Source organism: Crocosphaera sp. XPORK-15E (genome assembly GCF_034931425.1).
In the GTDB taxonomy this organism is placed as follows: domain Bacteria; phylum Cyanobacteriota; class Cyanobacteriia; order Cyanobacteriales; family Microcystaceae; genus UHCC-0190.
Window position 1 is genome coordinate 109,988 of record NZ_JAYGHQ010000001.1, and the last position, 11,851, is coordinate 121,838.

General features: G+C 38.8%; 11 protein-coding genes. 6 read left to right on the forward strand and 5 right to left on the reverse strand.

The window, feature by feature from the left end:
* Positions 1-85 precede the first annotated feature (85 nt).
* Both VB691_RS00540 and VB691_RS00545 read left to right on the forward strand, forming a co-directional pair.
* Positions 86-1,036, forward strand: a complete 951-nt coding sequence (locus tag VB691_RS00540; protein WP_323289504.1) for an ABC transporter ATP-binding protein — start codon at positions 86-88, stop codon at positions 1,034-1,036.
* A 42-nt stretch (positions 1,037-1,078) separates the two neighbouring features.
* Complete coding sequence (locus VB691_RS00545; RefSeq protein WP_323289505.1) at positions 1,079-2,803, forward strand: hypothetical protein; 1,725 nt, start codon at positions 1,079-1,081, stop codon at positions 2,801-2,803.
* 339 nt (positions 2,804-3,142) lie between these two features.
* Here VB691_RS00545 and VB691_RS00550 read toward each other — a convergent pair whose 3' ends face one another.
* Positions 3,143-4,339: a DNA double-strand break repair nuclease NurA gene (locus tag VB691_RS00550; protein WP_323289506.1), complete on the reverse strand. Its 1,197-nt coding sequence runs from the start codon at positions 4,337-4,339 to the stop codon at positions 3,143-3,145.
* A 201-nt stretch (positions 4,340-4,540) separates the two neighbouring features.
* Here VB691_RS00550 and VB691_RS00555 point away from each other — a divergent pair, with 201 nt between their 5' ends.
* Positions 4,541-4,759: a hypothetical protein gene (locus tag VB691_RS00555; protein ID WP_323289507.1), complete on the forward strand. Its 219-nt coding sequence runs from the start codon at positions 4,541-4,543 to the stop codon at positions 4,757-4,759.
* Entirely contained in the window at positions 4,756-4,980 is a 225-nt protein-coding gene (locus tag VB691_RS00560; protein ID WP_323289508.1) for a DUF2283 domain-containing protein, read from the forward strand. Before VB691_RS00555 ends, VB691_RS00560 begins: the two co-directional genes overlap by 4 nt.
* Positions 4,981-5,188: 208 nt before the next feature.
* Here VB691_RS00560 and VB691_RS00565 read toward each other — a convergent pair whose 3' ends face one another.
* The 3 genes from VB691_RS00565 to VB691_RS00575 are packed head-to-tail and all read right to left on the reverse strand — an operon-like array spanning position 5,189 to position 7,502.
* Positions 5,189-5,533, reverse strand: a complete 345-nt coding sequence (locus VB691_RS00565) for a hypothetical protein (protein WP_323289509.1) — start codon at positions 5,531-5,533, stop codon at positions 5,189-5,191.
* A 40-nt stretch (positions 5,534-5,573) separates the two neighbouring features.
* Positions 5,574-6,464 (reverse strand): ABC transporter permease, encoded by an 891-nt coding sequence (locus VB691_RS00570; protein ID WP_323289510.1) that lies wholly within the window; start codon positions 6,462-6,464, stop codon positions 5,574-5,576.
* An 18-nt stretch (positions 6,465-6,482) separates the two neighbouring features.
* Positions 6,483-7,502, reverse strand: a complete 1,020-nt coding sequence (locus tag VB691_RS00575) for an ABC transporter ATP-binding protein (protein ID WP_323289511.1) — start codon at positions 7,500-7,502, stop codon at positions 6,483-6,485.
* Between the two features lie 256 nt (positions 7,503-7,758).
* Between VB691_RS00575 and VB691_RS00580 the strand changes: the two genes are divergently transcribed.
* Positions 7,759-8,115 (forward strand): hypothetical protein, encoded by a 357-nt coding sequence (locus VB691_RS00580; protein ID WP_323289512.1) that lies wholly within the window; start codon positions 7,759-7,761, stop codon positions 8,113-8,115.
* A 284-nt stretch (positions 8,116-8,399) separates the two neighbouring features.
* Here VB691_RS00580 and VB691_RS00585 read toward each other — a convergent pair whose 3' ends face one another.
* Complete coding sequence (locus VB691_RS00585; protein WP_323289513.1) at positions 8,400-10,172, reverse strand: S8 family peptidase; 1,773 nt, start codon at positions 10,170-10,172, stop codon at positions 8,400-8,402.
* 273 nt (positions 10,173-10,445) lie between these two features.
* On the opposite strand from VB691_RS00585, the gene VB691_RS00590 reads away from it, so the two are divergent.
* Entirely contained in the window at positions 10,446-11,783 is a 1,338-nt protein-coding gene (locus VB691_RS00590) for a transposase (RefSeq protein ID WP_323289514.1), read from the forward strand.
* The last annotated feature ends 68 nt before the right edge of the window (positions 11,784-11,851 follow it).

Below are 11,851 nucleotides of genomic sequence, written 5' to 3' on the forward strand. Positions count from 1 at the left end.
ATTTTTGTAAAGTTTACGAGAACAGGCATGATCAACCCTATCAGAAAATTGTATAATAAAAACAGTACAGTCACGGTTTTAATCTATGATCGAAACCCTAGCGATCGCTACCTCTAACCTCACTAAGCAATTTGAGCGTCAAGTTGCCATTAATAAGGTAGAATTACAGGTAGAAAGCGGCGAAGTTTATGGGCTAATTGGCCCGAATGGTGCAGGGAAAACCACCTTAATCCGAATGTTAGCCGCAGCAGAAGAACCCACCACTGGGGAAATTTATATCTATGGCGATCGCTTATTACGAGATAATAGTCATCCCCGTCTCAAACAAAAATTAGGCTATCTTCCTGATGATTTTCCCTTATATGAAGATCTCAATGTTTGGGACTATTTAGATTATTTTGCTCGACTATATCATCTTAAATCCCTTAATCGTCGTCGTCGGGTTCAAGAAGTCCTAGAATTAGTCCAATTAACCAGTAAACGAGACAGTCGCATTAATACTTTATCACGGGGCATGAAACAGAGGCTAAGTTTAGCCAGAACTATTTTACATGATCCCCTTTTGTTATTATTAGATGAACCTGTTTCTGGTTTAGATCCCATTGCGAGAATGCAGTTTAGAGAGATTATTCGGGTACTGCAAACCATTGGGATGACAATTTTAATTTCGTCCCATGTTCTCAGTGATTTAGCTGAATTATGTACATCAGTTGGTATCATGGAATTAGGATGTTTAGTAGAAAGTACCTCTCTTAAAGAACTGTATCAAAGGTTATCCCATCAGCAAATTATTATTAAAACTTTAGGAGATTTAGAGACATTAAAACGAGAAATCAAGCCATTTCCTCAAGTCGAAGAATGGGAAATTATTCCCCATCAAAATAGTTTACGGGTGAATTTTTCAGGAGGTGATGAAGACAGTGCAGAATTATTGCGATCGCTGATTAATGCGGGAATTCCTATCTGTGAATTTCATTGTACTCAAGAAGATTTAGAGTCTATTTTCTTGAAATTAGGACATAAACAGGTTTCTTAAATAATAAGCAATACTCACACAATATTCTAAGAGGAATTATCAATGTTTATCAGTTATTTAGATCGATTAGGAGATTGGAACCCTCAATTATTTCGGGAAGTCAAAGGTAGGTTAAACTTCCGAAATTTAGGCATTGCAGGAGCAATTGCTATACTCGGTCAAATCTTACTTTTATTAACCTTTAGTGGACAACTTCCCACAGATCTTGATGCTTTGAATGATCCTCCATTTCAATATAGTCGTTATTGTACAGCAACCCCACCAACAGGATCTTATGCACCTTATAAACAATTATATTGTATTCAGGATTTATTTGGTAATTGGGTCATTAATTGGCAACTTTGGTGGTTAGATATTTTTAACACCTTAAGCGTAGTTGGTTTATTTATCCTGTTGACTACTGGCATATTTTTACTGATTGCAGATTTATCACGAGAAGAAAATCGAGGGACTTTTAATTTTATTCGTTTAAGTCCCCGTTCTGCTAATAATATTTTGTTGGGTAAAATATTAGGGGTTCCCTGTGTTATTTATTTTCTCTGTTTGCTCTTATTTCCCTTGCATTTAATTGCAGGATTTCAAGCTCATATTTCTCCTAGCTTAATCTTAGCTTATTATGGGGGAATAATCGCTAGTTGTGCCTTCTTTTATAGTCTAGCTTTACTATTTGGATCAGTCAGTTCAGGGTTAGGAGGATTTCAGTCTTTTCTGGGTAGTGGGGTGATTTTATTCTTCCTATTTATGATGACAAGTATCACCTTTTCTTCTAGTGAATTAGTTTCTCATACTCCCTTAGATTGGATAATCTTGTTTTATCCAGGCAATCTATTATCCTACTTAGTTGAGTCTACCTATCTTCCTCCTGATACAGCAAATTTGCAATACGAAAGTTTTTATAATCTAGCTTGGTATGGACAACAATTGTGGGAAAATCCTATCCTGGGAATTGGCTTCATTTTGGGCAATTATAGTTTATGGACTTATTGGATCAATCAATCCTTAGATCGACGTTTTCGTAATCCTAATGCCACTTGGTTTAGTAAATTAAATAGTTACTATTTGTCAGCAAGTTTCATCATTGTTGTATCAGGTTTTGTATTTCAATCGGGACGTAATGGCAATTTTGAGCGTCATATTTTTGAGAACTTTGCTGTCTTACAAATATTCATTGTTTTCTTTGCTTGTTTCTTAATGGTTGCCCTCAGTCCGAATCGTCAAACTTTACATGATTGGGCTAGATATCGCCATCAAAATCAACCAAATCGTCGCTCTCTCCTACAAGAGTTAATCTTAGGAGAAAAAAGCCCCTCAACTCTTGCGATCGCCTTTAATCTAGGGATTATGTTTCTGTATTTAATTCCTGGAATTATTATGGCTCCGATTAACAATTCTTTGGGGGTTTTCGTCGGTTTATTTTTAAGCATGAATGTGATCTTAATTTACGCGGTAATTGGTCAAAGAATTCTATTACTGAAAATCCCTAAACAAACTTTAGTCGCTGGTGCAGTGGTGGGAATTTTAATGTTTTTTCCGCCCATTTGTTTTAGCATATTAGGGGGACTACCGCATCAATCTTTTACCCCTTGGTTATTTACTTTTTTTAGCATAGCGTTTCTCAATAATCACCTAAAATCTTTACAAATTATGTCAGTTTTGTTCTCCTTATTAAGTCAATGGGGAATCATCGGTTTAGCAGGATTTGAGATGAGTAAGCGATTGAAAAAAGTCGGAGAATCTGAAACAAAAGTTTTGCTAAAGTCAGTTTAATAATGTAGGGGTAATTCATGAATTACCCCTACAAAAAACATAATATTGAAGTATGATAGAATAAATCAACAAAACAACCTTTACAAAATCTATGACAATTAACCTTAATCTTTTTATTTTTATAATTAAAAAGAAAATAATGATTTTACGTTAACTCAAAAAATTGTTAGTGCGTTGCAAGCAGGAAGTATCTCGGCCTTAGAATCTTTCCTAAATCATCCTGCGGCTAGTTTTTTTATCACTGCATTGGAAGATTGGCAAAAAAATCAATAAAGGCAACAGTTAATATGAAAGAACATCGAGTAATTGCAACAAATGACGGTATATATATTAAAAATACTATGCAATACTTCCTCTTTTTCTTGCTTCTTTATAAGAAGTTCCCACATTTTGTAAACCAACCTGAATCATTTGTTGTTCCAATAATGCAAAAAACCGCACTCTATCTCCACCTCTTATCACAGCTTGGTTATGAGACTCGGCCAAAGCAACAGGATAACCATAACCTTTACTAACTTGAGCTAACATAATTCCTAATGCTTGATTCAATAATGCCTCATCTTCCACTACCCATGCAGGAAATTCCACCCGTGCAATTTCTGTCCCTACATTTACATAACAAAAATAGATGCGTTGTGGTTCAGAATACAAGTCTAAAATACGGGCCGAACTTTGCCATAATGGCCCCCTTTCTCCAGGTTCAAGATTTTGTCCCCAAAGGTTAGTATCTCGCAACGGTTCAATAATTTGACAAGGGGCCTTTTTTTCTCCCAAGTTCATGCAGTTAACTACACAATTTGGGGTGTCAAAAGTACAACTATGTAACCGTAAAAAGTTCACCCCTTCCACACTACGAGACGCGCTGAGATAACCCATCAAAGGAATACGAGCAGCCCGTAATTGTTCCCAAGCTTCTTGAATAGGAGGTAAAATAAGATCACGGGCATCATGGGCTAACCCGTCCAAAAACCAGTACACTAAAGAACCATCTACCATGGCTAAATTTGGTTGATAATGGGCCCCTGGAGGGTTTACCCAACCGCAACCCATTTCTGATAATAATTGCGCTTCTAAGACTGTACGACGATAGCCTAACCATTCTTCTGTCCTAATACCCCATTTTTTGGAAACATAAAGATCTTCGGGACGATAATAAACTTCTGGTAAACTATCAAGTAATGGGTGTAAATTTTGTCCATAATGGAGCATAACTCGCCCCACATTAATTAAATAACAATAGGCAATTTCATGGTGAGAAGGGGAAATTTGTGAGCCATCTGTTGCAAAGACACTATGACTGTAGGGAGGGGTAGGAATGGTTAAACAAGTGTCTAAAGGTTCGATGGGAATGGCAGCCGAAAAAATAAGGCGATCGCGCCAAGTTTTGTATTGTTCAATTAATTCTTGTTGTCTTTGTTGGGTTTCTTGTAAAATAATTTGGGCCTGTTCTAACCGTTGATAACTGGCGGTCATTTCTTGTTTAAAATGTTGACTAATTCCTGGAATTTTTCCGGCAAGTTTAGCAATATCAAGCATAAGTTTTTCTGTCCCTACTTATCTGTCTCTAATCAAACGTCTTGTAAGTGGATCTATCTTATCTATCTTAAAAGATAATTGAAGTTGAAATATATTTTTATTTTATCTTTTTTTTTCTGTGTATAGCTATAATTAATGAAGAAGATAGACAAGAATTATTATTCTTAACATTAAGTGAAATTTACAGAGTATTTTAAAGTAATGCGACTTCGCCCCGATAGAGCAGATATTAAGCTAGAGTGGATTGAGAGAACGATTGAATCTCCGCTCAAAAAACAAATTCAAGATGATGGTCGAATTCGTTGTTGGTCGAAAATTGAAGAAAAAGAGGGAAAGTATTTACGAGTTATCTTGTTGGAGGATGGAGAAACAGTTCATAATGCTTTTTTTGATAGAAATTTTAAAGAGGAAAAATCATGAAAATTCAATACTTTGAAGATACAGACACACTATATATCATCTTCTCGAAGAATTCACCGATAGAAACAAGAGATTTAGATGAAAATACATTGATAGATTTAGATGAAAATGGTCAACTTTGTAGTATGACAATTGAACAGGCAAAAGAGAGAGTAGGAATTCCTGAAATTGAATATAAAACCATCAAGTTAAAATCTCCCTCTAATCACCTAAATCATTAACCAATCAAAAATATTTTTAACTGTTAATTGCCAATTATCTAATTATTTTACTCCTTGATTTGTTCTCTTGTAGGGGTAATTCATGAATTACCCCTACGGTATCAATTATTAAATAAGAAATAAATCAATACAATTATACCAGATAATAAAACAAAATCCCCCGTATTGCAAGCGAGGGATAATTATTAGTCAGGATTTTGAGTTATTTTTAATTTTCAGGTTTAACTTGATTGGAAGTACCAGAAAGTTGTTGTTCTAGTCGTTGCCGTTGTATTTCTTTAAAAGATTTAGCGGCTTCATTGAGTCCATTTATGGTATCTTCAGCAAATTCGCCCCCACCACGACTCCTTTCTAAATTAGCACGGTGCATTAATCCCAAAGGATTCATAAAATTGCCCATTTCCCCATTAGGTTTAGCTTCATTGCTTTGATAGGGATCTTGATTTGTATTACCGAAATCCACAGATTGCGCTACCATCATGGGTGCGAGTCCTGTGAGACTACCAACTAGGGTAAAAACGAAAGCGAGTTTTTGAGTAGATTTATTCAGCATGATGGAAGTTCACTCCTATACACAATTACAAAGCGTTACCTTAAGCAAAACGGCGACGGAGTAACGGTTGAATTACTAACAATATTAACGCATCAAAGCCCAGTAATAACAAGAGAACTCCGGCGAAATTAACCTCTGTCCAAGGGGTCTGCAATACGACACTATTGAAAGCCCATTCCCCATTAAGATAAATATAACGGATGGGTTCAATAGCATAGGTTAAGGGGTTTAAACTAGCCACCACCTGTAACCATTGGGCCATAAAAGATAAGGGGGCCAAGGCGGTACTAGCAAAAAGTAGGGGTAAATTAGTGACAAAAATCACGGCAATTAATTCAATATGGCCCGGTAAGGCAAAAGCTAAGCCTAAACTTAATCCTGTGACTCCAAAGACGATGAGAAAAACAATTAACGCGATCGCTCCTAATCCTGCTAAATTGGGTAAACCGGCCCCTAAAATAGCACTGGCCCCGACAATAACCGCCGTTTGAATGAAGCTGAGAACCATAATATAGAGGGTAGAAGCAGCCACAATGGAGTAACGGGAGGCTAAAGGGGCGACTAATAAACGGTTGAGAAAGCCAAATTCTCGATCAAACATGACGGGAAGTCCCGCATTTAAGGCCCCAGAAAAGGCGGTAAAAACAATAATGCCGGGGGATAAAAATTTAGCATAGTTGAGATCTTGCCCAAATAATCCTTGAGGGGCATTATAAAACAAGGCCCCAAACAGAATTAACCACATAAACGGTTGGATAATTCCTGCTATTAAGGTTGAGGGACGACGCTGTAGTTGAATAAAGAGACGTTTAGTCATGGCCAAGGTTTCTTGGACAAAATCTGCCAAAAAGTTTTCCTGATCATCCACAGAGGGGACAATATTGGGAGATAAACTGGCTGGAAATTTAGAAGGGGTAATGGTTTGACTCATAATTCCTAATTCGTAAATTTACTTCATTTGTTGTTTTTTCTCGGCTTTGAGATCTCGACTTCCTGCGGCTGCTAATTCAGCGTCCATCAGGGTTTTTCCTGTGGCGGCCAGGTAAACATCATCAAGACTAGGCCGAGATTGGGCTAAGCTGAAAATGGGTAAGTTAACGGTTTCTAAGGTTTTTTCAATTTTGCTTAAGGGGTTGCTCCCTGGTGTTACTATCAAGTTTAAAGAATTTCCTTGGGCCGTATTGATAATAATTTCTTCGACAAAAGGGAGTCCTTGCAGCATTGTTTCGGCCTGTTGTGCTTCTGGAAAGGGCGAAAATTCTCGAATGCGGAGGGTGACGCGATCGCCTCCTAAACGGTTTTTTAACTCTGTGGAGGTTCCTTGGGCGATCACTTTTCCCTGATCAATAATAACTAAGCGATCGGCTAATGCGTCAATTTCTTCGAGATAATGACTGGTGATCAAAACCGTTGTCCCTGCGGCTTTTAGTTGTCTGAGGAAGTCCCAAACAATAACACGGCTTTCGATATCTAAGCCTACGGTGGGTTCATCTAAGACTAACACAGTGGGCTGATGAAGTAATCCCGCAGCTAAGTCGAGGCGTTTGCGAATACCCCCGGAATAGGTTCCCGTTTTGCGATCGCAATATTCCTGGAGATCTAATAAGGTCAATAATTGTTCAATGCGTTCTTTCCCTTGAGGTTTGGGGAGATGATACAGGGCTGCTTGTAATTCTAACAATTCTCGCCCCGTTAGCATCTTATCTAAGGCGACTTCTTGGGCCACATAACCTAAACGACGACGGGCAGCTTTTGGCGCGTCTAAGACAGAAATTCCCCCAACTTCTAGACGGCCACTGTCAGGTTTGGCTAAGGTACATAAACAGCGAATGATGGTGGTTTTTCCGGCCCCATTGGGCCCCAGTAAGCCAAAAATCTCTCCCTGTTGAACGGTAAAGGAGATGTCTTTGACAGCTTCTACTGCACCATAACTTTTTTTTAGGGACTCGATTACAATCGCATTCGTCATAATGGGTCTATCTTCGCCTATTAGGATACAAATTCTTAAAGAAATTTTCTCTGTCTCTATTGTAAGCAATTGATTCCTATCTTATGGCCTGACATAGTTCAAAGAGGGTAATATGCTAATTAATTTTGTTTTTTTTAAGAAATTGGTCACAAAATTTTTCCTATAATTCTTAAAATTGTCTAAAATTAATCTGAGTTTCAAGAAAAAGGATGTTATCATCTGATTCAATAATTTACCGGAATTGATGATAAAATTCATGAAAAATATAGCCTCTCAAGAATACCAAAAAGAGTCAAATCTTCTCCATGAGTACCAACGGCAACTTACTCTATCATTATCAGAGATTAAGACAGTGATTAACCTTTTAGATACCCCTGTAACACCACCTAGTCAGGATGAGGAGTTATTGGACAAAGTTACCTTAGCTAACCGCCTAGTTATTCAGGTCACGCAAAGACTAGAAAATCTTGAACAACAACGTCAATTATTGCAAGGTGAACCAAGTTTTACTGAACTCGAAAATCACGAAGCAATTCGGGATTTAATGACCAATAAGTTAGAAGAAATTAGACAAAAAACTGAACAGTGGGAATATATTGCTGAAGCTAGTTAAACTTAAGATAAGTCCTTGAACATCAATTTTTGTATCTGTGTTAAAACCAGTGAAAAATCTCAAAAATCTTGTTGTTCCCTATTTCCTGGTTTTCACAGTTGACTTTAATTTTATTCAATGACTTGGAACTTTTTCCAAGGGCGAGTGATTGATAATTATGAATGATTATGATTTATAAAAATCAGGACTTTATTTATCTATTATTGGGCCTTATATAATAGCTTTTACAATGAGGGATTTAGGAGGTAGAGATTTGTAAATTCTCCTCCTAAATACCGACAAATCTAAACTTTTCTAACTCTTTCCCCCTTACTCGCTAAACAAGCTAACCCAATACAAAGTAAGACATTCACCCCTAAAAATGCCCGTGAAATGTCAACGGAAGGCATTCCCCAAACCGCAGGGGCGATCGCAGCATGAACCGTTAAACAGGAAGCAACACCCAAAGCAGTCCCCACCGCAAACCATTTCCAGCTACGATGGCCGAGTAAAATGGCAATTAACCCAAAAGGTAGTAAAACACTGCCTAAGAAGGGGTTAAGTAGGGCAGTACCTTGGATAGAATTGGCTAATTCGGGTAAAGAACTCCCCATGACACGAAACGGCCATTGAGGTAAGTCAAAGAGATAAATTCCTTGTAAGAAGAATAAACCGGAACTTCCTAACACTAAACCCCAGTTAAACGGCATTCCCCAAGCAAAAGGGAAATAGTTGCGTAATAAGAAAGCAAGAAGATATGAACCCAACACCATCAACAGTTTAGGTAAGATAGCCACAACCCCACCATCTACCCAAAAACGGGGGTTTAAATAGCCGCTATCCCGTAACCACCGGAAGAAGTCACGGAAGGTAATTTTGCCTTTCAGAGCTAATTTAACCGCTTCTCCTGCATCTAATTGACCTGCGCCATAATGATTAAAGGGATCTTCTTGAACTTTGCGAGAAGACTGGGTAAGAACTGCAAATATTTCCTCTGGTTGCTTAATACCAGCAGCTTTAACTAAAGCTGCAACACCGGCCACATGAGGGGCCGCCATACTGGTTCCTTGCAAACCTGAAAATACGGCTTCTCCGGTGTTGGGGTCAATGGTTTCTTGGATAATCTTACCGCTATCACTGCCACCAGGAGCAGAAATATCAACCCCTGCGCCATAATTAGAATAAGGGGCTTTTTTACCCGCCGCATCTAAGGCAGAAACACTAATAACTTTGGGATAGCGGGCCGGATAAGAGGCAGCATTTTGATTAGAATTACCTGCCGCAGCAATAATAACCACACCTTTTGCATAAGCATAGTCGATCGCATCTTTCATGACCTGACTTTCGCCACCGCCCCCAAGACTCATATTAATGATATCAGCCCCATTATCTGCCGCAAAACGGATGGCATCAGCAATATCTGAGACGGTTCCCCCACCTTGGGCCGCAAGGACTTTTAAGGGCATAATTTTGGCTTGATATGCAATCCCAGCTACGCCATAATTATTATTGGTAGATTGGGCAATAGTTCCGGCCACATGGGTTCCGTGACCATTATCATCAGAAGCATCATTGCGATCATTAACAAAGTCGTATCCTTGCACAAATTCGGTTTGTCTTAAGTCGGGAACTCGACTAACTCCGGTGTCAATAACTGCAACAGTTATGCCTTCCCCTTTAGTTTCTTCCCAGGCCCGTTCAACATGGATATTCTGTAGGTTCCATTGTTTGCTATATTCGGGGTCATTGGGGGTTTCTAAGGCTTGATAAATATAGTTAGGTTCAATATATTCAACATATTGTTTCAAGGGCGATTTTTTGAGTTGGTTGAGGGTTTTTTCATCCCCTGATAGGGTGTAAATATGTTGGTCAATGGCATAAATACTATTGAGACTGGCAGTGGTTTTGTAGCTTGTTGCGATCGCATTTATTTCTTCGCTTAAAACTGCTGTGGGCAAATTTTCACGGAAATTAACAATCACAGAATCATATTTGCCTTGGGTGGCCAAACCTTTAAAATTGGCTAGGGCAACCCAAAGGCCAACGATACATAGAATGAGGAATAAAAGTTTTTTCACGGTTGATGACCCTCCGTAATGTGGTCTTGTGTCTTTTAGGATAGCGCAAAATGAGAAGTTAAAAGTTAACTTAAATGTCGGGCTAAGTCCCGCGCTATAAACGAGCGGGACGCATCGAACCGCAGGCTTCGGCCGTGAGCTCAGCCGAACGGTGAGTACCCGCAATGTTTTAGCGTCGGGATACAGCCCGACCAATATATTAACGTGCGGCAGCACAATCTCGTCCGATAAATATATGTTGCCACATCGGTTATTACATGGTAACATGGATTCATGCTAACTCTAAACTACTCGTACCGAATCTACCCTGATAGCAATCAAGAAACAATGTTAGATGAATGGCTAGAAATTTGTCGCCGTTCTTATAACTATGCTTTGCGAGAACTAAAAGACTGGATTGCTTCTAGGAAGTGTCCAATAGATCGATGTAGTTTAGAGTCGGAATACATTATGGCTGCTGATTACCCATTTCCAAGTTATCATCAGCAACAAAACCAATTACCCCAAGCGAAGAAAGCATTTCCCTTATTGGGTAAAGTTCCCAGTCAAGTCTTACAAACTATAGTTAGAAGATTGCACGATGCTTGGGATTTTTTTCGTAATAGAGGGTTTGGTTTTCCGAGGTTCAAGAAATACGGACAGATGAAGTCTTTACTATTTCCTCAATTTAGAAGCAATCCGTTGACTGGGTGGCAAATAAATTTACCCAAATTGAGAAAAGTCCAGATAAATCTTCATCGTCCTATTCCTGATGGATTTGTTATCAAACAGGTAAGAGTTCTCAAAAAAGCGATCGGGTGGTTTGCTGTTATTAGCATTCAATCTGATATGTCTTTACCTGAAGTTGAGACTCCTTTTGGACATCCGTTAGGTTTGGATGTCGGGATAACTAAAATCATTGCTACTTCTGATGGCTTTGTCGAAAAAGGGCGTAAATTCTTCAAAGGTGAACAACGTAAGCTGAAATTGCTGCAACGTCGCTTAGCTAGAAAAAATAAACGTTCTAATAATTACGATAAAGCCAGAAAAAAAGTAGAAAAACAACATAATCATATTGCTTTCAAACGCAAAGATTACCATTTCAAATTAGCCCATCAAGTCTGTGATATGGGAGATAGTATCTTCATGGAAGATATTGACTTCCGTACTATGGCTAAGGGCTTTTTGGGCAAGCATACTCTTGACGCAGGTTTTGGACAATTCAGGGATATTCTGAAATACGTCTGTAAGATTAGGGGCAAATATTTTGGATTAGTCAATCACAAAGGAACTAGCCAAACCTGCCCTAATTGTCGAGCAGAAGTAAGAAAAACCCTAGCTGATAGGATTCATAATTGTCCAGAATGCCAATATCAATGTGATAGAGATGTCGCTTCTGCCCAGGAAATCTGTAATCGAGGCATAGAAACTACTACCCTGGGACTCAGGGGAAAGGAAACCGTCTGTCAAGTCGAGGTGTCGGGGGTGATGAGCCTAGATAACTGGCGTAGAGGAGCCACTGCGGTCTTGGGGTCTCCCCAAGTAGAGCAAGTGGCGTGTTCTATACCTCTGTGGGCAGAAATATCTCAATGCGAATTGGGAGGTTCCCCGCTAACTGCTCTTAGCAGTTAGCGTCGGGAGGATGTCACATGACTACATCTTAAGATCAAGTACAATCAAAATGATTGGCTAACAGATAG

Coding starts and splice junctions, on each gene's coding strand:
- VB691_RS00540 (WP_323289504.1), top strand. CDS start 86: ATGATCGAAACCCTAGCGATCGCTACCTCTAACCTCACTAAGCAATTT.
- VB691_RS00545 (WP_323289505.1), top strand. CDS start 1,079: ATGTTTATCAGTTATTTAGATCGATTAGGAGATTGGAACCCTCAATTA.
- VB691_RS00550 (WP_323289506.1), bottom strand. CDS start 4,339: ATGCTTGATATTGCTAAACTTGCCGGAAAAATTCCAGGAATTAGTCAA.
- VB691_RS00555 (WP_323289507.1), top strand. CDS start 4,541: ATGCGACTTCGCCCCGATAGAGCAGATATTAAGCTAGAGTGGATTGAG.
- VB691_RS00560 (WP_323289508.1), top strand. CDS start 4,756: ATGAAAATTCAATACTTTGAAGATACAGACACACTATATATCATCTTC.
- VB691_RS00565 (WP_323289509.1), bottom strand. CDS start 5,533: ATGCTGAATAAATCTACTCAAAAACTCGCTTTCGTTTTTACCCTAGTT.
- VB691_RS00570 (WP_323289510.1), bottom strand. CDS start 6,464: ATGAGTCAAACCATTACCCCTTCTAAATTTCCAGCCAGTTTATCTCCC.
- VB691_RS00575 (WP_323289511.1), bottom strand. CDS start 7,502: ATGACGAATGCGATTGTAATCGAGTCCCTAAAAAAAAGTTATGGTGCA.
- VB691_RS00580 (WP_323289512.1), top strand. CDS start 7,759: ATGAAAAATATAGCCTCTCAAGAATACCAAAAAGAGTCAAATCTTCTC.
- VB691_RS00590 (WP_323289514.1), top strand. CDS start 10,446: ATGCTAACTCTAAACTACTCGTACCGAATCTACCCTGATAGCAATCAA.